This window comes from Furfurilactobacillus milii, assembly GCF_009864005.1.
GTDB classification, from domain to species: Bacteria; Bacillota; Bacilli; order Lactobacillales; family Lactobacillaceae; genus Furfurilactobacillus; species Furfurilactobacillus rossiae_B.
The window spans coordinates 140,467-162,349 of record NZ_WEZQ01000002.1; the positions used below are offsets into that span (position 1 = coordinate 140,467).

The window sequence follows — 21,883 nt, forward strand, 5'->3', positions numbered from 1 at the left end:
GACCATAATATTGTGGATCTTTTGGTATTAACAAAATGAAATTAATTTAGTGAACGAACACACTGAGCAAGAGCACCATCAGTAAACCGACCACAGAGATGATGGTTTCCAACACGGTCCAAATACTCAACGTTTGCTTAACCGTCAGATCGAAGTATTCAGAGAACATCCAGAAGCCAGCATCGTTGACGTGTGAGGCAGCTAGTGAACCAGCACCAATAGCTAATGCCATTAATGCGGGGTTAGCACCAGATGCATGCATCAACGGAACAACTAAACCGGCTGCGGTCATACCAGCAACTGTGGCAGACCCAAGAGCAACACGCAGAATGACCGCAATCAGCCAACCAAGAATTAATGGTGATAGGCTAGAATGTGACATCATTTGTTGAACGGCTTTACCAACACCACCATCAATCAGAACTTGCTTGAAGGCGGCACCACCCCCGATAACCATTAACAACATGGCAATCGACTTGATGGCATCTTCAATCGTGCCACTAATCTGTTTCATTGTCCGACCACGGGAGAAGCCCATTGACCAGATTGCGAATAATAGTGAGATGACCATCGCAATGACGGGGTCACCGAGCATAATCATGATCGAAGCAAGGCCATGCGGGTGAGCGGGTTTAATGCCATGCAAAGCCGTCATCGTGTAAATGGTCGAAATAGCCATGAAAATAACGGGGAACAATGAGGTAAGGGCAGCCAAGCCGAAACTAGGTGTTTCATCCAAGTTGTATTCCTTAACCTCACCAAAGGCTGGTAATTCTTTTTTAATAACGAATACGCCTGGTTCCAAACGTTGCATGATCCGCGTAAATACAGGACCGGCAATGATCACACAGGGAATGGCAACAATAATACCGAGTAACAACACATTACCAGTGTTAGCACCCAATGCTGTTGAGACGGCCGTTGGAGCGGGTTGTGGTGGCAAGAAGCCTTGCGTTGCTGACAAAGCAGCAGCCATTGAAATACCCAAGTAAACGAATGGGACTTCGGCTTCTAGCGCAACAGCGAACACGATTGGTGTTAGTAGGACAAGGCCAACTTCAAAGAATAAGGACATCCCAATAATGAAGGAGGCAACCACGATTGCAAGCTGCAACCGTTTTTTACCAAACGCGTTAATCAACGTTTTGGCGATTCGGTAAGAACCACCAGAGTCGGACACAAGCCGACCAATCATCGCCCCAAACCCGAACACGATGGCTAACTCACCAAGTGAGCTACCAATCCCGTTCTTGATGGACGTCGCGATGGCTGCTGGGTTCATGCCAAGACCCAGGGCCACCAAAATCGACGTCACAATCAAGGAAACGAACGTGTTGAGCTTGAACTGGATAATCAATACCAGTAACAAGGCGATACCAAGAATTAGAACAATAAATGGCGTCATAATCAAAACTTTCCTCTCAAATGTAAAGACTTTTGGTAACTAAAAAACCAACTCCAACCATTGTACTCGTCCGAAACTCATTCTTAAACAGGATAATGGCAAAAAATGTAAATAGTTTTCAGAGTTATCAAACGATTATTTCATTGTGAAATTTAACTGGTGGTTTATAGCTGTCTGTCGCTTACGGTTGTCAGCATAGAAACGCTCATCGTGGGACCGGTTCAAGCCTCCTAAATCCCCAGGAGTCTTTCACCTCGCCAGCAAGCCTCGTGGGAATCCGAGTCTTGTCGCCCGTCCATGTTGTAAATCCGGCAGGCAACGCCTGATTAACAACATTTTCACGACTCGGTTTCTATGCTGACGCCCTTCAGCTACATTGAAGTATCTAATAGACGAGAAATTAGTAAAGAATTTTAGAGCGATTCTTCAATCGCAAGTATTCAATTTGAATTAATCGTCATTTTGCTAGATATCAACAGTTAGTGAAGCCAGTCAGGAACAGAGTTTCGTGAAGGCATGACTTAGTGGGCGGTGTTGGGCCACTTAGTCATGCAGGACGACTTCTGAGACCGAACTTGGGCTCAGAATCGAAACTCAAGACCGGTCCTGGGGCTTGAGTTGGTCCCATGAAACGGCGTTCCTGACTGGCGTAACGCAAGGCCTGCTGTATTTTCACGCAAAAAAACGACACTCAAATTTGATGAGTGTCGTTTGAAATAATGACTAATAAATTTTAAAACGAGTGTTTAGTGGAAAATAACGTTTAGAATCATAACCCCGATAATCCCACAGACGGCAATGATTGACTCCAGTACCGTCCATATACTCAACGTTTGCTTAACAGTTAAGTCGAAGTATTCACGGAACATCCAGAAACCAGCATCGTTAACATGAGATGCAGCTAATGAACCAGAACCAATGGCGATAACCATCAGGGCAGGGTCCACACCAGATTGTGCCATCAATGGGGCAACAATCCCTGCGGCTGTTAAAGCAGCAACCGTGGCTGAACCTAAAGCGATCCGCAAGATAACGGCAACTAACCAACCAAGTAACAGTGGACTGAAGTTTGTGTGAAGGAACATTGTGGCAACGGCTTTACCAACACCACCGTCGATCAGCACTTGCTTGAAGGCGCCACCACCACCGATAACTAACAGCAACATAGCGATGGACTTAACAGCGTTTTCCATGGAAGTCATGATGTCCTTGGTAGCACGGTTACGATGCCAACCCATGGACCACATTGCGAAACATAGTGACAAAATCATGGCGATACTTGGGCTACCAATGAAAGCAATGAACTGATCCATTGCGCTCGGGTTCTTTGGTAATTCACCACCCGTGAAAATTAACTGATACAGCGTGGTGATGGCCATGAAGATAACTGGGAACAGGGAGGTCAATACGGCTAAACCAAAGCTAGGGGTATCTTCCAACTTGAATTCTTTGATTTCACCAAGTGAGGAAAGGTTACCTTTTTGTTCAAACGCAGAGGGTGCGTAACGTTGTGCTAACTTAGTGAATAATGGACCAGCAATGTAAACCGTTGGAATCGCTAAGATAATTCCGAATAACAGAACTCGGCCAACGTTGGCATGCAATGCTGCCGAAATGGCAACTGGGGCTGGGTGAGGTGGCAAGAATCCGTGGGTAACAGACAATGCTGTTGCCATGGAGATTCCTAAGTAAAGAATTGGCACTTCGGCTTCAACCGCGATGGCGAAGACGATAGGAATCAAAAGGACCAAACCAACTTCGAAGAAGAGGGCAATCCCGATAATAAAGGAAGCCAACACAACGGCAAGTTGCAAACGCTTTTTACCAAAGCGTTTGATTAAAGTCGTTGCGATTCGGTAAGCACCACCGGCATCGGCAACTAGGCGACCAAGCATGGCCCCAAAACCGAAGACGATGGAGAGTTCACCTAACTGACTGCCGATACCGGTTTGGATGGATGTGGCAATTTTATCCATTGGCATCCCAAGACCAAGTGCAACCAATACAGCAGTGATAACTAGGGCTAAGAAAGTGTTGATCTTAAAGCGAATAATGAGAACTAATAAAAGGGCAATTCCCAAGAACAACACTATAAAAGGTAAAGCTGCAGACATGATTAATGTCTCCTTTCAAAGTGAAAAAATAAGAACTGAAGAAACAATACCAGATAATTGCCAAATAGGAAAGCGATTACATTTGATTTCTGTAATTTTTTTACAATATCGGTAAAAAGTCACTTTAAATTAATTGAAAAAAGTTAATGCACACGGTGATATTAATATATTAATTGAACGATAATTTTTTTCATGCTTTCAAGCTTAATTGTGCAAAAGCAAAAAGCTATCAAAAAAAGCAACCCCAAAATGAGGTTGCTCTGTAGACACAATTATTCTTGTGTTTCACCATGTTGCGCATGCTTCTTTTGGAAGTTGGCAATGTTGGTGTATTCAGTTTGGAGCTGACGGCTAAGGCGAATGTAAATTGGTACTAATTCACGGTAAACGTCGAAGTTTTCTGGGTTTGGTTGGTAAGTGTTAGTTTCACCAACGAATTTCTTAACATCGCTTAAGTTGTCAATTAAGCCTAGTGACTTCATGCCGATGACAGCAGCACCTAAACATGAAGATTCAAATGATTCTGGAATGGTGACAGGTTGTTCGAAGATATCGGACAACATTTGACGCCACAGTTCAGAACGGGCGAAACCACCAGTGGCCATGATGGACTTAGGCTCACCGACAACTTCTTCAAGGGCCAACAGCACCGTGTACAAGTTGTAAACGATACCTTCCAAAACGGCGCGAATCATGTGAGCCCGAGTGTGCATTTGTGTCAAACCGAAGAAGGAACCACGGGCGTCAGCATCCCAGATTGGTGCACGTTCGCCACCAAGGAATGGGTGGAACAACAGACCATCTGAGCCAGCTGGTACACGTTTGGCAATTTCTGTTAACAAGTCATAAGAGTCTTCTTGCAATAGGGCAGCAGTACTCTTTTCAGCGTCAAACAGATTGTCCCGGGCCCAACGGAAGACAACACCACCATTGTTAACTGGTCCGCCGACAACCCATAGGTCTTTGGTCAAAGCGTAACAAAAGACACGTCCCTTAGGATCAATAACAGGGTGGTCAGTAACGACACGAACGGCACCGGAAGTACCAATCGTAACCGCAACGACACCTTCGTCAATTGCGTTAACACCTAAGTTGGATAATGCACCGTCAAATGCACCTTGGATGAATGGAACATCCTTTGGATAGCCAATGACTTTTGCATATTCGTCACGCATGCCCGTTGATTGGGCATAGCCGTCGACGATCTTAGGCAATTGATCAGTGGTAACACCAGTTAATGCCAAAGCATCTTTATCCCAGTCGAGATCGAAAATGTTGAAAATCCCAGTCCCACTGGCAACGGAAATATCCATCTGCCAAACGTTTAATAAACGATAGAAAATGTATTCCTTAATCCCACAGTAATAGGCTGCCTTCTTGTAAATGTCAGCGTGATCATTCTTCAACCACAACAATTTACATAATAATGACATTGGGTGGATCGGTGTTCCTGTGTGCTCATACAGGGTTTTACCGGTGCCGTCTGCCTTCAACTGATCAGCGTATTTTGTTGCCCGGGTATCAGCCCAAGTGATGACACGCGTCAGTGGCTTATGGTTTTTATCTAGTGCAATCAAACTTTGGTTGGCACTTGAGAAAGAAACACCATGAAGCTTGCCATTCTTAAGGTCGGCCTTGCGTAGAATTTCTTGTAAACCATTCACAACAGCTTCAAGAATTTCTTCTGGATCTTCTTCAGCCATCCCCGTTGCGTCACGATATAACGGGTAAAGCTTGTTCGTGTAAGCTAAGACGTTACCGTCTAAGTCGTATAATACGGCTTTGGTACTCGTGGTACCAATGTCCATTCCGACCATATAGTCCATATGAATAAACTCCTTTGTAAACTTTTTTAGTTAAATCTACGCCTGCTAGTATAGGCGAAATTGACAGCGTTCACAACTGTTTCGATCACTTAATTTGTGAAAGTTGATGCAATCTGAAAGCGTTTGCGGCATAATGTTCTTAGAAAACTTTTTACATAAAAGTGGATGAATATTTTCATAAAGGACGGTGTTTATCATCGCACGAACTAGTGTAAGTACGATTAAAGCAAACTATCAGCACTTAACGGGGGCTGATAAGAAGATTGCTTCATTTATTCTCGGTAATCCAGCAGCCGCCAGTGAAATGACGATTCAAGATTTAGCGGAGAATGTCAAAGTATCGACGGCAACAGTTAGTCGGTTTGTCAAACGAATTGGGTGGCGTTCATTTCGTGAGTTTAGCCTTGGTTTTGGTGGCATTGCGGCACAAACCGACAGCTTTTTCAGTGAAATTGAAGAAGACGATGCGCCGTCAGTTGTCGTAGATAAGGTATTTCAGGGTGCGGATAACGCGTTAGATGCAACCCGTGCGTTATTGAAAGATCAAGATTTAGCGGATGCAATTAAATTGATCAAAAATGCACATACCCTATCATTTTTTGGCTTTGGTGGTTCTTCAATTGTTGCGTTAGATGGGTATCATAAGTTCTTACGGACAACGGTTCAACCGCAGTTTCACCCTGATGTCGACATTCAGTTGATGCAGGCAGTTAAGATGACTAAGGATGATGTTGCAATTATCGTGTCTCACTCTGGGCGTAACCATGACACATTGATGATTGCAGATCAATTGCGAGCTAATCACGTGCCAATGATTGCAATCACCAGTTATCCGGCTTCACCACTGGCAAAAAAATGTGACATTGTGTTCCAATCCGTTGCGGAGGAAGTCAACTATCGGAGTGAGTCAATGAGTTCTTTGATTGCCCAGTTGACGATTATGGACAGTTTGTTTACATTGGTTGGTGCTCAAGGGGCGCGCACTCAGTCTGGGGAAGGCCTATTAAAAGATGTGCGTCACGCAATGGCAACGACTCGCGAGTAATTATAGAAGTTATATAGAAGAATAAAAGTGAATCGTAGTTAACTAGTAATGTTACCCACCCGTAAACGTGATAGAATAGGGCTTAATCTTTTGTCACGAGGGTGGTGGGATTTGTGCAAAGTCGGCGGCAGTCGGCCTCAATATATCAACGGTTAAAACAGCGACGTATGCGGCGATGGCGTTGGCTATTGGTGCTGATTATCGTTGGCTTGATTGGTGGTGCCGGTTATGGTGTATTTCACTGGTGGCAATTACGACATCAGACAATGATGGCCAAGTATCCTGTCACTGGAGCCGCCATTGATCAGGATGCGGGTTTTTTAGATTTCCAGGCCCTGTCCAAAACAGGTGTTAAATTTGTCTACTTGAAAACGACGGTTGGCAATCGTTATACGGATGACGATTTTGCAGGTAATTACAGTCGCAGTGGCGGTAGTGGCAATACACTGAAAGTCGGGGTGTACATGGTGTACAGTCCCAATAGTTCCGTGCTCAGTCAAACGACTTATTTTGAAAAACAGGTCGGGTCAGATACGGGAACGTTGCCAATTATGATTTCTGTTCCAGACACCGGGTCTAGTTTTGGGTCTGCCAAGGCCATTGAACGAACTGTGGCACGTTTGACAGCGATGATAGCGACATTAAGAACGGATTATCAGCAACCAGTATTATTGTGGACGTCAACAGATGGCTATCAGGCGTTAAAAGGCAAATTGAGTCATACAATGTTTTCACTTGATGATAGCAAACTAGCCAAACGTAGTCCTCAGGACGTTCAATTTATCAGCTATGACGATAATGGTTCGCTAATTGTGGCTGGTGAGCGACAATCTATGTCTCTAATGGTATACAATGGCAGTAAGCAATCGTTTGATGCATTAAGCAACGAGTAAAGATGGGTGATAAAATGGCTTTTTTTAGTAAAAAAGAAAGTGACGATGCAAAACAAAGTGCACCGCGTTTGACAATCGATCAGGCGCAAACTGGTATTCTTGACGCCGTCACCAGTCAATTTGGTGATTCACAAACAGCATTGCCAGATTTCTCAGTTGTTGCAGGGTGGGCTAGTGCTGATTTTATTGCCTTCCGCAGTTTTGATATTCAAATCAAAGTGGGGGTCACTCCAGAAAATCCTCGCGATCAGAAACGTTTGAAATGTTTGGTCGCCGTTGGCCCGCGTTTTGTCTCGTTGTATGACCTTTTGGAGACGGATTTACGCAGTCAGTACAAACGACAATACACGCCAGAAAATTTGCGTGCTGACTTAAAGTTGTTGCAACATTATCTAGCTTGGCGCTTGACGCCAGAACAACGCGCCAAATTTGGTTTGACGCAAGACTAGAGTTAATAAAGTTCATGTTTGATATAAAAACACCACAACTCAGCGAAAATGAGTTGTGGTGTTTTGAATTTAATAAAGCCAGATTAGTGATTGATTGATATCAGTTACAACAACGGTTATATTAGTCAACTTGTTTAAGCTGCGTCTCATAATGTTGCCTGATTTGGGTTTCAGTAAAGTTGACCAGGTAACTCGGAATACATAACTGGTGAATAAACCGGGCAGAATTTGCATCACTAACAGCGACGTCAGCAAAGTATAAATCAATCAGCAACTGAATGCCACGTTTGCTAGCCGCAAATTCAATGCTGTTGTGTGATGCCTGCGTACAGCCGTATAGAATGCCGGCGTCGTTATTTAAGACATGGCCGAGCTCATGTGCCAACTGAAATGCAATCTGGTTTTGATTGGGCCAGTTCAAGTTAATGAGGACTTTATTCAAAGCCGGATTTGCTGCGGGCGGTGTATTAGGCGACATGGTGGTCGATAAAATAACATTGATTTGATGTTGCTTTGCAAATGCAAGTAAGCGATCAATTAGATTTTGCATTATCATCACTGCTTCCAAGAATACGTTTGATATAGGCAAGGTCTTCCGGTGGAATGGGGCGGCCTTCAAAGGTCATGATGACATCATCGTCGTTAAGATCAACTTGTTGTGATTTTTTGGTCGCAGTGGCCGTGTCGACACCAATTAAAGAATCAACGGATACATTAAGAATTTCGGCGACTTTCGTTAATCGAGAAATGCTTGGATCTTTTTTTTGCCAGCTATAAATACTGTTGATGCCCATACCAGCCTTGATAGCCAGGGTCTGGAGGCTCAGTCCCCGTTCTTGAGCGAGGGCCTTCACTTGTTCGTAGATTGACATGTTACATCCTCTTTTCCTTACTTTCTATTTTACACTAAAAAATAAACGATGTTGTAAAAATTATCCGATTGAATTAAAATGTTGTTGAATAATTATCCAATTGTGTAATTAAAGCACGATTATTTTATTCTATTGAGTAAGAAAGGCTGGATGATATGAAACGACTTATTGAAATAAATGTCGATTTTAGTTTGACACGACAACGAATTAAACAACAAAGTGAGCAGTTTATTCTTGAGAATATTAAACGTTCCGGAACACGGAGAATTAACGTTAACGAAGAGTATTCAATCATGGGAGTGAGTTTAACGGCAATGTCGCCAGAAACTTCCCATTGGGATCACTATGCACAGATGTTTAATCAATTAACGGTGATGGAACGACGGATTATTTATTATCGTTATTTATCGCAGAAAACGGATGTTTACGCAGAACTAAACACATACTATAGTCGTTCGCAATACTTCCGTGTTAAACGCACAGCCGAGTATGAGTTCGCTTATCTACTTGGTGTACTGGCGAACTAGCTGAACTAATGGAGGAGTTTTTGTATGCGACTTTTGCGAGGGCGAACTGGGATTTAAATGATAAAAGCTTCGGACTTCCAAAATGCGAACGTATGTTTGAATAGACTTGTACCAAAAAATAAATGAAGGAGTGATTATCTTATGGATAACACAGTTGATACAAGTCAGTTGGCAACGTCAGTGAAGACGTTACCTGAATTACATCTTACCGGTGATTTGACCGGAATGAGTCATGAAGTATACAAGAACTTGTCGTTTGATTTTAAATTGAACGATGATCGTGATATTAGTGGCTTTGCCAAGATTAAGTGGCAAGGGGATGGTTCGTTACGTTGGGACAAAAAGAGTTACAAGTTTAAGGCATACGAGGATGAGGCATGCAAGACAAAGCTTAAGTTTAAACCGTTAGCAGATTGGGCCGAAAACAGCGACTTTAACCTGAAGGCCAATTATATGGACATCACGCATGCTCGTAACATTACGAATGCCGCATTGTTTGCGGACATGACTGCGACACGTCAGCATGTTAATGATGAACTAGCACAGGCGATTAACTTTGGCGAGATTCAGGGATTCCCAATTCGTTTGTGGATCAATGACAAATTTAATGGCGTATATACATTTAACACGGGGAAAAACGGTACCCTGTTAAACATGTCAAAAGACAATAAGAATCATGCGGCCGTGGAAGCGGCTCAATTTAACGACACAACAGCTTTCAAAACTGATACTGCCAAGTTTGATAATAGTGATTTCAGTGTAGAATTTCCTGACGCGCTATCTGATCCATTGAAAACTAGTTTTGAAAATCTGATGAAATTTGCCCATAATTCTTCAATTTTCGATTTTCGTGCCCACCAGGATGAGTATATTAACATTGAATCGGTTATTGATTTCGGTATCTTTGCCAATGTCATCGATGACACGGATATGGAAGTTAAGAATGCGATGTACGTCACTTACGACGGCACTCACTGGACCATGGTTCCATATGATTTGGACACGAGTTGGCAATTACAATGGGATGGTAAGTCATTGCAACCGATTGATCAAGATCTATTCGATTTCCAAGGTAATCAGTTGTTATATAAGGCGTTTGCGGCTAACCAGGACCTTGTCTACAAACGTTATCGTGAGTTGCGTCAAACGGTACTGCGTGGGGACAATGTTATTAATCACATTAAGCAGTTTATACAATCAGTTGGCGAACCAAATTATGAAAATGATTTGAAGACATGGCCTGATTTGCCCAGTGAAAAGCTGACGGGGATGTCACAGTTGCAGTATGATATGCATCGGCGATTGAACATGATTGATGATCAGATTGAACGACACTTTGGTGGTGGCAAGACACAGGTTACACCCAACTTTGTTAAAAACTCTGATTTTAAATTTAATCTTGATGATTGGGGAATTTATGGTAATTTTTATCGTTCTTCATTTACTGAGTCAGTTAATGCTGGGAGTTTTGGCATGAGCTTTTGGAGAACGAATGCGACTACAGCTGATTGGGCTCATGCCGAGAGCAAACAGATAGGTATTACTGATCCAAATAACACGCCATATGTTTCATTTGCGGGTAAGGTATTAGTTAAGAGTAATACCCCTTTGGCAAACGACGACTTAATTGCAATTTCTGTGCGTTTTAGGGATAGTAATCAGCATGAAATCAGCAATGTGACGGTTTATGCAGATAAATCGCTTCTGGGATTTTCACAGCTTCTGAAGGCAGAGGGAATTAAAGTGCCTAATGGAACTGCTTGGGTTCAGTACGAATTTAACTTTGCCAAGAACGGACACGCCACATTAACACAACCACAATTAAACTTTGATCGTAAACTCGGTGATTATGTAAGTGGTGATTAATTGAATTCTTTTGAGTAGTAAATTAAAAGGATATAACTACGTGTGTACGTGGTTATACCCTTTTGGTATTTTATTCAGCTATCGTTTTCTCAGTAGTGGCAGGTTTCGTCGTATGTACGCTAACCAATGTATAAGTAGCGTTATCGGCCTCGTCATACAAAGAAACGGGTTGTTGTTCATTGGCATGAATTCTTAAATGATAGCCAAAGCCATCAAGATAGACCAACTCTTGTGCCGTAATACTTTCAACCGTCGCATTTTCCTTACGGCCATCGATGTGCAGCGTTAAATCTGGATTGATTTGAATTCTGTGGATGCGATGGTCGTTATGGTCGGAATATTTCCAGGTACCAGAAAACAACATTGGTAATGATGATTGATTATCAGTATGCTTTTTACCTGAACGGGTAAATGTGCTTGATAATCCGGCGGCCAGTGACACGCCAAATAATAAAATATTCCGCTTTAACGACACAAATGCATCCTCGCTTTCTCTCTTTTGCCAGTTAACTTACAAGTATTAATATAGCACGATTTCACGCTGTTTCCTTATCCAAACCATTGGCGTAACGGAATTAAAATATTCCTGCAACCAATCTGACTTGATTACTGAAACTTCGTCATAAAATTGGTAAACTAGATGTATTAACAGGTGATGGAAAATTTTCTTAAATCGTCTGGTAACGGATTAAAAAATTCATTTCGACGGAGGTTCTATAGCATGTTAAAACTAGGAATCATTGGCACGAACTGGATTACGCAGCAATTTGTTGAGGCCGCTGCGGCCAGCAAAGAATATGAACTGACAAGTGTTTACTCACGCCACGAAGAAAGCGGTAAAACGTTTGCCGACAAGAACGGTGGTCAAGTTTACACAGATTTGGACAAGTTTTTTAACGATGGTGATTTTGACGTTGTTTACATTGCTTCACCGAACAGTTTGCATTTTGCCCAAACGATGCAAGCAATTGATGCAGGCAAACAGATTATTGTAGAAAAGCCGATTGTTTCCAACCCAGACGAATTTGCACAGATGAAGGCCGAGTTAGCCAAGCATCCTGAAATTCACGTGTTTGAAGCAGCACGTCACATTCACGAGCATAATTTCCGTGCAATTCGTAAACAGTTAGCCAGCATGGAAACCATTAGTGGGGCGACCTTGACCTATATGAAGTATTCATCACGTTACGATGAATATCTGGCAGGCAAGGATCCAAATGTCTTCACGACAACATTCAGTGGTGGTGCCCTACAGGATCTCGGTGTCTACGTTGTGTATGACGCTGTTACTTGGTTCGGCAAGCCTAATCGGGTTCACTACTACGCCACGCCATTACGCACTGGTGCAGATGGTAAAGGGGTCGCTGTATTAGGTTATGATGGCTTTGACGTCACCCTGAACATTGGTAAAAATACGAATTCATACCTACCATCAGAGATTTATGGCGTTAAAGACACGATTGTGATGGATAATGCGGCTGAATTGACTTCTGTTATTTACCATGCAGCTGATGGTTCGACGAAGCGGATTTCTGAAGAACCTGACGATAATCCGATGATTGCTGAAGCAAAAGATTTTGCGACCGTGATTAACGATCCTAAGAATCCAGACAATGTCCGTCATTATCAGACATGGCTCCATTTGAGTGAAATTGTTAACAGCGTACTGTTTGACATGCGTCGCAAGGCTAGCATTGTCTTTCCAGCCGACAATAAATAGAAACGAGTATTATAGATGAACAAAGAATTTGAAACACATTTTAGTGAGTTGGGCTATACAAAACCAACTGCTATTCAAACTGGTGTTGAAACACCGCTGACCAATGGCGAGAATGTGGTCGGTTTGGCACCAACCGGATCAGGAAAAACAGTCGCATTTGCATTACCACTGTTGGCAAAACTGCTGCCTGGTGATGGGACACAATTGTTGATTTTGGCACCCAGCCAGGAACTAGCCCAGCAAACGACCCGTGTTGTCCGCGATTGGGCAGACATTATTGGGGTGAACGTCGCTGCCTTAACCGGTGGGGCTAATGTCAAACGGCAGATTGAACGTTTGAAGAAAAATCCAGAAGTTGTCGTCGGCACACCTGGTCGAGTACTCAACTTGTTGGATGATCACCGACTGAAGGCTCATTTGCTCACCAGCATTGTAATTGATGAAGCAGATGAGTTATTGGCTGGTGAAACACGTACCGATGTGGAAGACATTATTCGCGAAGCACCCGGTGACGTGCAGTTGAGCTTTTTCTCAGCTACTAAATCAGAAGCACTCGATCAGCTAACTAGCGAATTCGGTATTGAAGTGACCACCGTTGATGTCCGTGATATCGATGAAACCCAGGGACAAGTTAAGCACGGTCTGATGACTTTACCAGCTAATCAACGGGCGGTGATGTTACGCCGCTTTTCCCGCATTCCAGGATTTCAGGCACTGGTGTTTTTCAATCAGTTAGGTGAATTGGAACGGGCAGCCGCTTCAATGCGGCATGAACATGTGGCGGCAGTTTCTTTAGCCGGTAAGCAACGGCAAGTACAACGTGCTGATGCGATGCGTGATTTTCGTAATGGCAAAGTTAAGTTTCTGTTGACGACCGATGTTGCAGCTAGGGGACTGGATATTCCAAATCTGCCAGCAGTCATCAATTACGATCTGCCCGGTTCACTGGTTACGTATACGCACCGTGTTGGCCGGACTGGGCGAATGGGTGCTAGTGGTCTTGTCATTAACTTTGGGAATGATCATGATATTCGTAGCTTAAAGCAGGTGTTGCGGGGGAGTGATTACCAACTTCAGCCACTGTACTTTGCTAATAATGCGTTTGTCGATGAACGACCACAACGTGGAGAGTCTGTTGGCAGTGTTGCAAAAAAGACAGCCCGTCCTGAGCAAGGCAGTAAAGCTAAAGTGCGTAGTGGTGAAAAGCTTGGTAGTACCAGCGGTACTGATAGCACTACGGCAAAACCAAAGCCTCAACGTGCCAAGACGGCTACGAGCCATTCAGCTAAGAAGAGTGACTCGGCTAAAGTACAGGCAGCTTCGAAGAAACCACATACGCATAAAAAGCATTCGAAGAACAAAGGAATGCGGCACAAACATCAACTGAAGAATCAGGAAGGAAAATAACGTTATGCCATTAGTACGAGTTGACCTCCAACGAGGCCGTAGTAAATCAGAATTGAAGGCCATTTTAGATGCAGAACATAAAATCTTAGTCCAAGATTTTGGTGTTCCTGCGCGGGATCGCTACCAAATTGTGACGCAACATGATCCAGAAGAAATGGAAATTGAGGATACCGGGTTTGGCATCGACAGAACAGACAAGTTCGTGATGATTCAAATCACCATGCGTGGCGGTCGGACTGAAACGCAGAAACGAACATTCTATGAAGACCTCGTTAAAGAACTTCAAAGCAGTGCTGGTATCGAGCCAAACGATGTAATGGTGGTCATCTCAGAAAATGGCAGTCCTGACTGGTCATTCGGAAATGGTGCCGCACAGTTTTTAAATTAGTGTATACTAAAAAACGGTTCATCCATTAAGATGAATCGTTTCATCTGTCCCTATAGTTTAACTGGATAAAACCGCCGCCTCCTAAGCGGCTGCTCCCAGTTCGAGTCTGGGTGGGGACATTCATCTTATCTTATTGGAGTAATGCAGAAATGGCAGATAATGACACAATCGTGGACTATTTAGTTGATGCAATTGAGCGCAATGGTAAGGCCAAAAAGGTGCTTAAGAACGATAAAGCACGGTCCATCGCCTATGTGGCAAAAATGGGCGAGCCGAACTTCAACAGTAAAGAGTTAGTAAGTTTAATGCTGAAGGGGATGCAGGCTGGCATCATCGAATTTGTCCGGTCAGAGCCCCGCTTCGAGTGGAATGAGACGGATTTTCCTGTATTATTAATGGCTAGTTCAAAGGCCAAAGACGCGTTCGTTAAGCTTTTATGACATAAAAGACGAGCATCCTGAAATCTTCAATGATTTCAGGATGCTCGTCTTTTGACTGCTAGGACTCAAACATTAATGGCTCTCTGTCAATGAGTGTTGATGGAGCTATTGAAAGGAGTTGAATCTTAGGGTTCAATTCCTTTTTCTTTGGTTCTAATGATGCGTCACTTCAAGCCAAATTCGGTTAAAGTAATGGTTCAGATTATGATAGCCACAGGCGGTACGCTTAATTTGTTTGATTTTACGATTGGTGCCTTCTAAAGGTCCATTGGATAAATTGGTCTCAAGGCTGTGCTTGATGTCTCGCAAATTCTTCTTGAATGTTTTCACGGTTTGATCCATCGCAGTGCCTGCAGAATTATACTGTCCTAGACAAACTTCAAAATCGTGTTCGTTACGGTTCTGCATGGCCGTTAAGAAGGCCTGATACGCTAACCAGTCATGTTTCAGTTTAGGACTGGTGCTCAGGCAGATATCAATAACTTCAAAGTCAGAGAGATATTCATGTAGTCGATAACGGTATTTGCGGTGTACTTCATCCAGTTTATCAGCTGGTTTCTTAAGTACCTTCCATTGGCTCTTTAAGACGTGTCGTTCACGGCTTTTAGTTGGTAACTGTTTGCCAACTTTAACACGTGTATCGTCCAATGACCGGCCTAGCATTTGAACCAAGTGAAAACGGTCGATGACAATTTTGGCATTGGGAAACAAACCATGAATAATGCGACCATAGTTGGCATTGAGATCCATGACCACCGAAGTGACGCGTTTACGATTATTAAGATCAAAGCCATTGAAGAAACGCTTGATTGTCTTAATTAAACGATCTGGTAATAGTTCTAACAATTGGTGCGAGTCACCGTCGATACAAATAAAGCTCATGCGAGACCCGATAGATCGGAATTCATCAAAGCAGATATGACGCGGTAATGGTTGTGAGAAGCGCACACAGTGAGCTGAAATACGGTTAATACATCGATTAACGCTACTGGGTGAAATGTTAATCTGTTGCGCAATTTCCTTTTCACTAACATCTTCCAAACACCATTGTTTGATCATTTTTTTGGTGACATCAGCGATTGAACAATGTTTATGCATGACTGGTGTATGGGCCATAAAAGAGGCGTGACAGTTACGACAATAAAAGCGTTGTTTGTGTAATCGTAAAATAGTCACATAGTTATTGATGCAAGGCATCTTTAACTCAACTAATTTAGTGCCGTTATGGACTAACTTATTTTCATAGCCACACTGCGGACAACGACTGACCTGATAAGTCAGTTTTCCTTCGTAAACCAGGACCTTAATGGCACCGTGCCGTTCATAGTGATTAAAGTTTTCTGGATCAAAAGTAATATTTGCGTCTGTGATTCCAAGTGTTCGACGTGTACAATCGTTATGGGACATCTAATTCTCTTCTTTCAATTGGTTTTCGTCGACTTGATTGTAACATGAGGACTTAGGTGTCCTTTTTGCATTTCATTAGAACTAAAAAGAGCGTTGATAGATTTCTCTATCAACACTCAAAAGTGTAGAGCCACATTAATCCGTGTAAGCCCAGTGGTTGATTGGGCCATATTTGTGACCAACTTCAATTTGGTTAGCAATCGAGACATTAACATATTGTTTGGCAATCGTAATGGCTTCCTTAACGGATTTACCCTTAGCCAATTCGGCAGTAATGCATGCAGATAACGAGTCACCCGTGCCGTTAACACGGTCTGTATGAATGTAAGGTGCGCTGAGCCAGAAGTGTTCGTCATTCTCAAGAAGGACTAGATCACGGACTTCTGTTTGATTAGCATCACTATGTTGTCCCTTGATCATGACGTTTTTAGCACCCATTGTTTGCAATTTTTTAGCCGCGGTTAACATGTCTTCATCTGTTTCAATGACCATATCAACCAACTTTTGCGCCTCAAAAAAATTTGGTGTAATCACTGTTGCTAAGGGAACTAGCTGTTCGCGTAACGTTTCAAACGCAGCCGTTTCTAGCAACATTGCGCCGTGTTTAGTGACGATAACGGGATCCACGACTAGCGGTCCAAAATCGACACTTTTGTAATTGGTCACAACGTTATTAATCAATTCGGCATCGGCCAACATGCCTGTTTTGGCGGCCTTTAAATCAAAGTCATCTGCTAAGGATGTAAATTGTTGGTTAATGAAGTCGGTCGGCATTGATGTGGATGCCTGAATGCCATACGAGTTGCCAGCGACACATGCTGTGACGATGGACATGCCGTAAACGTTGCGGGTGAAGAATGTGTTTAAGTCTGCCTGTAAACCAGCACTGCCATCGGAATCAGAACCGGCAATGGTGACAACTTGTGGAAATTCATTTGCCATTTCATAAAACCTCGCTTTTCAATTGGTGTTGGTGATAGCGTAGCACAATCCAAATCAACTGCGACAGTCTTTTTAATCAGTTTTTGTGTGAGGTGGACAAATTTTCATTTTTGTCTATGTTTGCCTAATTAGATCGAAAGTGTTGACAAATATTTAGGTACCTATATAATAGTCGATGTTAGGTACCTAACTAACAATCTTTGGAGGAAAATTATGAATACTGAAAAAAACGATGAATTGTTTAGAACATTTATGGATTTAACAAAACAGATGCAGCGGTATGGGTTTGCGACCCGTGGTCAAGAGCACGGCCGGCACCATGGATTTGGTCGTGGCCGATTGTTACAACTGATCGCGGATCATGATAATGTCACACAGAGTGAACTAGCTGAGTTGCTGGACATTCGTCCATCTTCTTTATCAGAAATGCTGAGTAAGCTTTCTGATGGGGGATTGATTGAACGGCATACTGACGAAAACGACAAACGAATTACGCACGTCGTTCTCACTGAGGTAGGACGTAAACGCTTAGTGGAACGCAAGCAGACAACGGATGATTATCTGACAGGCTTATTCGATGGCCTGACTGATGAGGAGACACAACAGTTACAACAGTTGTTGGCCAAACTTGATGGTTCGCTAAAAGATAAGTTGGCAGATATGGATGACGCGCCGGAGCCTGAATTTGGCTCATTCGCTGGTCCTGCAGGCCACTTTGGCCGTCGTTCATTTAATGGCCGCAATGGTTTTGATTCTCGTGGTCAGGGGTTCAATCGTCAACATCACGATAACTCAGACATGGGCATGACGAACGGTTTCTGGCGTTAGTTTAACAAACGCAAAAGAGTGGTTACTGATATTATTTTTCAGTAACCACTCTTTTTACATATATAATTGCGGATCCTATGCTTTCGGTGCAAAAACGTCCTCCAGCATTGCAAATGAAATGAATGAGACGCCCGCCAAGAGAAGACCGGCAATAATGCCAACAACCAACCCCGTGACGACTTGCCCAGCAATCAGTCCATACAATAGGCCAATCAAAATGATAAGTGGTAAAACACTGCCAGAAATCCAAACAATAAGTGAATCATCGCGTTGCATGATAAATCCCCCTTGTATAATGATGACATAGTGTGACAAACACTGAACCCACCTATGTTGTATCATATTAATGAATAGAAAACGGAATTCTAAGAAAAAACGGTTTCATTTCTTAGAGAATAAATGATTTTATAATGGAGCAAACAATTTAATGAAAGAATTAACAGCGGATTTCTTTTCAGGACGGCCAACAGAACAAATTGCCAAGGATTTACTGGGGGTCACATTGACGCGAAAAATGGACGATGGTGTAGTTGGTGGTGTTATCGTCGAGACCGAAGCTTATTTGGGCGATCAAGATACAGCTGCGCATGCTTTCGGCCATCGAAAGAGCAAGGCTAATGCAGCCTTGTTTTCAGATCCTGGTACGCTGTATTTTTATACAATGCGTGGGCTAATCCTTATGAATCTTATCTGTCAGCCGTCGGGTACACCACAAGGAGTTTTACTGCGGGCGCTCGAACCAACCGTTGGCACAAGATTGATGGAACAAAATCGTCATAGAACGGGCATTGATGTTGCCAACGGTCCTGCTAAGTTAACAGCGGCGATGGGGATAGACACGTTGCAGTACAATGACATGTTACTGAGTCAGTCTCCCTTTAGCTTGAGCGTTAGTGGCCAGTATCAACCGCAGCAAATTGTGAGTGCTGCTCGGGTTGGCGTCAGTGAAGGGGAATGGCACGACCGACAGCTTCGGTTTTATGTCGAGGGAAATCCTTTTGTCTCGGGGATGAAGAAGAGAGAAATGAATTGGGATAATCACGGTTGGACGGAGGACTAGTTGGTTGCGATAACGACATCTAAAATAATAAATACCTAAGTTTTACTTATGAAGGGTCGACACGTTGCCGTCAAAGTCGTAAATTGTTATGTTAGTTGATTAAATAAGGAAGTTGGAATTCTCTAAATGGCGACTTTAGTAAAGTTATTTAAAAAGTATCAGTCTCAGATTGCCTATCTTTTTTTTGGTGGCGTTACAACGGTAATAAACATAGTTGTTTTCGCAGTTGCTAATAGTTGGTGGCATTGGAATTATCAGGTGGCAAACATTTTAGCTTGGTTGCTGTCAGTTCTCGTTGCTTACATTACAAATAAGCTATGGGTTTTCTCATCGCATGCAAAGGGTTTTCGTGAAAACATGAGGGAAATAACTTCCTTTTTTGGTTTTCGAATATTAACACTGCTTTTTGAAGTGGTCATTCTGTTCGTAGGGATTACATTGTTACATGGCAATAATATTTTAGTGAAAATCATTGATCAAGTTATTGTGATTGTTTCAAACTACTTCTTTAGTAAGTGGTACATTTTTAAAACAAATGATTTTGACTAGTATAGCTTTTAAAGCATGTCCTCGACGGACATGCTTTTTTTGTTTTGAACGACAATGTGGTTTAATTAGACAAGGATAAATCGACTTAAAGTGTGAACAGGGGTTAACAATGAAACGTTTCTTTAAAATTTTTTTGCGCCGATTTGGCAATGCTGAAGTTAGCAACTCAGCGGTAATATTGGCGTGGTATTCACTATTGTCAATCTTTCCTGCAGTGATTGTAATTGGGAATTTATTGCCTATTTTTGGTATTGACGCGCGAACGGTCTTAGATTATTTACAAACGGCAGTGCCAGCGGATGTGTATAAAACCCTAGCGCCAGCAATTTTGTCCTTTCTTCAGCGGGGAAGCGGAAGTTTACTTTCTATTGGGGCTGTCGTGGCTTTATGGTCTACCAGTCAAGTGGTCGCAGCCTTTCAACGTACAGTTAATCAGGCCTATGGCGTTGGGGAAAATCAAAATGCCATTGCGAACCGTTTATTTTCTTTTATGTGGATGATTTTAGTTATCGTGATTATGGCGGTGATTATTCTGTTCTTCACCTTAGGCCAGGTTGTTGTAAAACAGTTAACACCTTTACTTCATTTAAGTCGCAATATTACTAATGTTGTGAGTTCATTGAAATGGCCTGTGACATTAGGACTTCTATTTATACTGCTTTTGCTACTGTATTATTTTTTACCGAACGCACATTTAAAATGGCGGTATGTATGGGTGGGAGCTTTAGCATCGACAGTAGTGTGGTTATTGTTGTCTCAACTTTTTTCGTTGTACGTTGATTATTTCGCCAAGTCTGTGACTACTTATAAAACAGTAGGTTCGGTTATCGTGATTATGATGTGGTTGGATTTTTCGGGAATTGTTATTTTGACGGGATCAGTTTTGAATGCGACCATACAAGAATATTTCGGCGGCGACATAATTGAAAGTCGTCAGTCGTTGCATTGGTTGACCAAAATATGGCAAAAAAAATAAGCATTCGATGGAGAGACGCTTATTTAACGGTTTTAAAGATATACCAACGAGAAAAAAAGTAGTTTGCAACATTGGTGATACATTGATCTATAAGCTTGACAATAATGTCGTTGCCCTTAAACAGAGTAATACCCACAAAAAGAATGACTATATCCATCAATAATGTGACAGCCCTAAAAAAATAAAATGACCACATTTCATGAAATAATTCCTTAAAATTATCTGCATGAGTGGCAAATACCCACATCTTATTTGTAAGGAAAGCAAAAGTTGTCGCTAAAAGCCAGCCAATTGTATTAGCCAGTTGATAGTTCATGGGGGTCCAGACGTCCAATACAGTAAAGACAGACAGATTGATCAAAAAGCACAGGTTCCCCATACGGCGTATTCAATTAGAGCTTGGTGCTTATTAATCCATCTAATCATATAAATAGTTCAATTCCTTTTTAAACTTTGTTGGGATGGTCAATAAAGTTTTACTTTTTAGATTAAGCTTTGGCTGAGGTAACTATTTCCTTTACAAACTGGTCAAGTTTCTTGATATCGTCAGCGTCTGGACTTAGGTTTATTTTTAACGGATTTGCTCCCATCTTTGCCCCAGTTTTTAACATTTGATCATTAAATCGATCAACGGCGACACCATAATCATCGCCATAAAAAACGTCACCAGACCCAGCAACTCCAAAAATCTTTCCCCGAAGTTTTATGTCTGAAAGATCATCAAAAAAGTCAAGTCCTTCTTCTGGAAGTGCGCCCTCATCGTATGTATAAGGAACGATGACCAAAATATCAGCTTTGGCGAAGTCATCGACATCTGTTTGAGAAATTTCTGATTCCTTGGCTGGGATATTTAATTCTTCAAATGCCTCAGTTATGATGTCAGCTACATCTTCGTTGTTGCCTGTAATAGTTGCGTATACAACATGTGCATTCATTTTGAAAATTTCCTCCGAAGTAAAAATTGCTTTTATGGGATTATAACATGAACTAACATAGAGGAAAACTTTTGCAAAGATTGTGATTTATGCTTGTTTGTCCATCTTTAAGAAATGATGGCACAAATGATCGAATTTTTCTGAAATTGAAATAAGACAGTGGGAGATTCGATATAACTTTAAATTAATAAAATTGTGTTGAGCACTGAAAAACATGAAAGTGATTAAGCACCT

General features: G+C 42.3%; 24 protein-coding genes and 1 tRNA gene. 14 read left to right on the plus strand and 11 right to left on the minus strand.

The window, feature by feature from the left end; all coding sequences use genetic code 11:
- Positions 1-46: 46 nt before the first annotated feature.
- The 3 genes from GB993_RS02245 to gntK form a co-directional block, all read right to left on the minus strand.
- Positions 47-1,405 carry a gluconate:H+ symporter gene (locus GB993_RS02245; protein WP_017262722.1) on the minus strand — a complete coding sequence of 453 codons (1,359 nt, stop codon included), beginning with the start codon at positions 1,403-1,405 and terminating at the stop codon, positions 47-49.
- 746 nt (positions 1,406-2,151) lie between these two features.
- Complete coding sequence (locus GB993_RS02250; RefSeq protein WP_161002924.1) at positions 2,152-3,519, minus strand: gluconate:H+ symporter; 1,368 nt, start codon at positions 3,517-3,519, stop codon at positions 2,152-2,154.
- Positions 3,520-3,791: 272 nt separating this feature from the next.
- On the minus strand, positions 3,792-5,345 hold the full coding sequence (gntK, locus tag GB993_RS02255; protein WP_161002925.1) for a gluconokinase: 1,554 nt from the start codon (positions 5,343-5,345) through the stop codon (positions 3,792-3,794).
- Positions 5,346-5,532: 187 nt separating this feature from the next.
- Here gntK and GB993_RS02260 point away from each other — a divergent pair, with 187 nt between their 5' ends.
- The 3 genes from GB993_RS02260 (at position 5,533) to GB993_RS02270 (ending at position 7,732) form a co-directional block, all read left to right on the plus strand.
- Positions 5,533-6,390 carry a MurR/RpiR family transcriptional regulator gene (locus GB993_RS02260; protein ID WP_017262726.1) on the plus strand — a complete coding sequence of 286 codons (858 nt, stop codon included), beginning with the start codon at positions 5,533-5,535 and terminating at the stop codon, positions 6,388-6,390.
- A 113-nt stretch (positions 6,391-6,503) separates the two neighbouring features.
- Complete coding sequence (locus GB993_RS02265; protein WP_161002926.1) at positions 6,504-7,283, plus strand: GH25 family lysozyme; 780 nt, start codon at positions 6,504-6,506, stop codon at positions 7,281-7,283.
- Positions 7,284-7,297: 14 nt separating this feature from the next.
- The gene (locus tag GB993_RS02270) at positions 7,298-7,732 is read left to right on the plus strand and encodes a hypothetical protein (RefSeq protein WP_161001097.1); all 435 of its coding nucleotides are present in this window, start codon (positions 7,298-7,300) and stop codon (positions 7,730-7,732) included.
- A gap of 121 nt (positions 7,733-7,853) precedes the next feature.
- Here the strand turns inward: GB993_RS02270 and GB993_RS02275 are convergent, their stop codons facing one another.
- Both GB993_RS02275 and GB993_RS02280 read right to left on the minus strand, forming a co-directional pair.
- Positions 7,854-8,282 (minus strand): M48 family metalloprotease, encoded by a 429-nt coding sequence (locus tag GB993_RS02275; protein WP_161002927.1) that lies wholly within the window; start codon positions 8,280-8,282, stop codon positions 7,854-7,856.
- Entirely contained in the window at positions 8,266-8,604 is a 339-nt protein-coding gene (locus GB993_RS02280) for a helix-turn-helix domain-containing protein (RefSeq protein ID WP_161002928.1), read from the minus strand. Before GB993_RS02280 ends, GB993_RS02275 begins: the two co-directional genes overlap by 17 nt.
- A gap of 155 nt (positions 8,605-8,759) precedes the next feature.
- Here GB993_RS02280 and GB993_RS02285 point away from each other — a divergent pair, with 155 nt between their 5' ends.
- Positions 8,760-9,131 (plus strand): ArpU family phage packaging/lysis transcriptional regulator, encoded by a 372-nt coding sequence (locus GB993_RS02285; RefSeq protein ID WP_161002929.1) that lies wholly within the window; start codon positions 8,760-8,762, stop codon positions 9,129-9,131.
- A 141-nt stretch (positions 9,132-9,272) separates the two neighbouring features.
- Positions 9,273-10,997, plus strand: a complete 1,725-nt coding sequence (locus GB993_RS02290; protein ID WP_161002930.1) for a CotH kinase family protein — start codon at positions 9,273-9,275, stop codon at positions 10,995-10,997.
- Positions 10,998-11,067: 70 nt separating this feature from the next.
- Here GB993_RS02290 and GB993_RS02295 read toward each other — a convergent pair whose 3' ends face one another.
- Positions 11,068-11,472 carry a DUF4828 domain-containing protein gene (locus GB993_RS02295; protein WP_017262734.1) on the minus strand — a complete coding sequence of 135 codons (405 nt, stop codon included), beginning with the start codon at positions 11,470-11,472 and terminating at the stop codon, positions 11,068-11,070.
- A gap of 246 nt (positions 11,473-11,718) precedes the next feature.
- On the opposite strand from GB993_RS02295, the gene GB993_RS02300 reads away from it, so the two are divergent.
- From GB993_RS02300 to GB993_RS02320, 5 genes are all read left to right on the plus strand, one after another.
- Positions 11,719-12,717 carry a Gfo/Idh/MocA family protein gene (locus GB993_RS02300; protein ID WP_161002931.1) on the plus strand — a complete coding sequence of 333 codons (999 nt, stop codon included), beginning with the start codon at positions 11,719-11,721 and terminating at the stop codon, positions 12,715-12,717.
- Between the two features lie 15 nt (positions 12,718-12,732).
- Positions 12,733-14,124, plus strand: a complete 1,392-nt coding sequence (locus tag GB993_RS02305; protein ID WP_161002932.1) for a DEAD/DEAH box helicase — start codon at positions 12,733-12,735, stop codon at positions 14,122-14,124.
- 4 nt (positions 14,125-14,128) lie between these two features.
- Entirely contained in the window at positions 14,129-14,512 is a 384-nt protein-coding gene (locus GB993_RS02310) for a tautomerase family protein (RefSeq protein ID WP_161001105.1), read from the plus strand.
- 46 nt (positions 14,513-14,558) lie between these two features.
- Positions 14,559-14,631, plus strand: a tRNA-Arg gene (locus GB993_RS02315).
- 30 nt (positions 14,632-14,661) lie between these two features.
- Complete coding sequence (locus GB993_RS02320) at positions 14,662-14,952, plus strand: hypothetical protein (protein WP_161002933.1); 291 nt, start codon at positions 14,662-14,664, stop codon at positions 14,950-14,952.
- Between the two features lie 153 nt (positions 14,953-15,105).
- Here the strand turns inward: GB993_RS02320 and GB993_RS02325 are convergent, their stop codons facing one another.
- The gene (locus tag GB993_RS02325) at positions 15,106-16,359 is read right to left on the minus strand and encodes an ISL3 family transposase (RefSeq protein WP_161002934.1); all 1,254 of its coding nucleotides are present in this window, start codon (positions 16,357-16,359) and stop codon (positions 15,106-15,108) included.
- A gap of 135 nt (positions 16,360-16,494) precedes the next feature.
- A complete protein-coding gene (thiD, locus tag GB993_RS02330; RefSeq protein WP_161002935.1) occupies positions 16,495-17,301 on the minus strand; it encodes a bifunctional hydroxymethylpyrimidine kinase/phosphomethylpyrimidine kinase in 807 nt (268 codons plus the stop codon).
- Positions 17,302-17,514: 213 nt separating this feature from the next.
- Here thiD and GB993_RS02335 point away from each other — a divergent pair, with 213 nt between their 5' ends.
- Positions 17,515-18,129, plus strand: coding sequence for a MarR family winged helix-turn-helix transcriptional regulator (locus GB993_RS02335; protein WP_161002936.1), 615 nt, complete (start codon positions 17,515-17,517; stop codon positions 18,127-18,129).
- 75 nt (positions 18,130-18,204) lie between these two features.
- Here GB993_RS02335 and GB993_RS02340 read toward each other — a convergent pair whose 3' ends face one another.
- A complete protein-coding gene (locus GB993_RS02340) occupies positions 18,205-18,405 on the minus strand; it encodes a hypothetical protein (protein WP_161002937.1) in 201 nt (66 codons plus the stop codon).
- 151 nt (positions 18,406-18,556) lie between these two features.
- Between GB993_RS02340 and GB993_RS02345 the strand changes: the two genes are divergently transcribed.
- From GB993_RS02345 to GB993_RS02355, 3 genes are all read left to right on the plus strand, one after another.
- A complete protein-coding gene (locus GB993_RS02345; protein WP_161002938.1) occupies positions 18,557-19,189 on the plus strand; it encodes a DNA-3-methyladenine glycosylase in 633 nt (210 codons plus the stop codon).
- A 126-nt stretch (positions 19,190-19,315) separates the two neighbouring features.
- Positions 19,316-19,738: a GtrA family protein gene (locus tag GB993_RS02350; RefSeq protein ID WP_161002939.1), complete on the plus strand. Its 423-nt coding sequence runs from the start codon at positions 19,316-19,318 to the stop codon at positions 19,736-19,738.
- Between the two features lie 109 nt (positions 19,739-19,847).
- Positions 19,848-20,714, plus strand: a complete 867-nt coding sequence (locus GB993_RS02355; protein WP_161002940.1) for a YihY/virulence factor BrkB family protein — start codon at positions 19,848-19,850, stop codon at positions 20,712-20,714.
- 19 nt (positions 20,715-20,733) lie between these two features.
- Here the strand turns inward: GB993_RS02355 and GB993_RS02360 are convergent, their stop codons facing one another.
- On the minus strand, positions 20,734-21,093 hold the full coding sequence (locus GB993_RS02360; protein ID WP_284142823.1) for a GtrA family protein: 360 nt from the start codon (positions 21,091-21,093) through the stop codon (positions 20,734-20,736).
- Positions 21,094-21,202: 109 nt separating this feature from the next.
- Positions 21,203-21,649 carry a flavodoxin gene (locus tag GB993_RS02365; RefSeq protein WP_161002942.1) on the minus strand — a complete coding sequence of 149 codons (447 nt, stop codon included), beginning with the start codon at positions 21,647-21,649 and terminating at the stop codon, positions 21,203-21,205.
- Between the last annotated feature and the right edge of the window lie 234 nt (positions 21,650-21,883).

Coding starts and splice junctions, on each gene's coding strand:
- GB993_RS02245 (WP_017262722.1), bottom strand. CDS start 1,405: ATGACGCCATTTATTGTTCTAATTCTTGGTATCGCCTTGTTACTGGTA.
- GB993_RS02250 (WP_161002924.1), bottom strand. CDS start 3,519: ATGTCTGCAGCTTTACCTTTTATAGTGTTGTTCTTGGGAATTGCCCTT.
- gntK (WP_161002925.1), bottom strand. CDS start 5,345: ATGGACTATATGGTCGGAATGGACATTGGTACCACGAGTACCAAAGCC.
- GB993_RS02270 (WP_161001097.1), top strand. CDS start 7,298: ATGGCTTTTTTTAGTAAAAAAGAAAGTGACGATGCAAAACAAAGTGCA.
- GB993_RS02275 (WP_161002927.1), bottom strand. CDS start 8,282: ATGCAAAATCTAATTGATCGCTTACTTGCATTTGCAAAGCAACATCAA.
- GB993_RS02280 (WP_161002928.1), bottom strand. CDS start 8,604: ATGTCAATCTACGAACAAGTGAAGGCCCTCGCTCAAGAACGGGGACTG.
- GB993_RS02285 (WP_161002929.1), top strand. CDS start 8,760: ATGAAACGACTTATTGAAATAAATGTCGATTTTAGTTTGACACGACAA.
- GB993_RS02290 (WP_161002930.1), top strand. CDS start 9,273: ATGGATAACACAGTTGATACAAGTCAGTTGGCAACGTCAGTGAAGACG.
- GB993_RS02300 (WP_161002931.1), top strand. CDS start 11,719: ATGTTAAAACTAGGAATCATTGGCACGAACTGGATTACGCAGCAATTT.
- GB993_RS02305 (WP_161002932.1), top strand. CDS start 12,733: ATGAACAAAGAATTTGAAACACATTTTAGTGAGTTGGGCTATACAAAA.
- GB993_RS02310 (WP_161001105.1), top strand. CDS start 14,129: ATGCCATTAGTACGAGTTGACCTCCAACGAGGCCGTAGTAAATCAGAA.
- GB993_RS02320 (WP_161002933.1), top strand. CDS start 14,662: ATGGCAGATAATGACACAATCGTGGACTATTTAGTTGATGCAATTGAG.
- GB993_RS02325 (WP_161002934.1), bottom strand. CDS start 16,359: ATGTCCCATAACGATTGTACACGTCGAACACTTGGAATCACAGACGCA.
- thiD (WP_161002935.1), bottom strand. CDS start 17,301: ATGGCAAATGAATTTCCACAAGTTGTCACCATTGCCGGTTCTGATTCC.
- GB993_RS02335 (WP_161002936.1), top strand. CDS start 17,515: ATGAATACTGAAAAAAACGATGAATTGTTTAGAACATTTATGGATTTA.
- GB993_RS02340 (WP_161002937.1), bottom strand. CDS start 18,405: ATGCAACGCGATGATTCACTTATTGTTTGGATTTCTGGCAGTGTTTTA.
- GB993_RS02345 (WP_161002938.1), top strand. CDS start 18,557: ATGAAAGAATTAACAGCGGATTTCTTTTCAGGACGGCCAACAGAACAA.
- GB993_RS02350 (WP_161002939.1), top strand. CDS start 19,316: ATGGCGACTTTAGTAAAGTTATTTAAAAAGTATCAGTCTCAGATTGCC.
- GB993_RS02355 (WP_161002940.1), top strand. CDS start 19,848: ATGAAACGTTTCTTTAAAATTTTTTTGCGCCGATTTGGCAATGCTGAA.
- GB993_RS02360 (WP_284142823.1), bottom strand. CDS start 21,093: ATGGGGAACCTGTGCTTTTTGATCAATCTGTCTGTCTTTACTGTATTG.
- GB993_RS02365 (WP_161002942.1), bottom strand. CDS start 21,649: ATGAATGCACATGTTGTATACGCAACTATTACAGGCAACAACGAAGAT.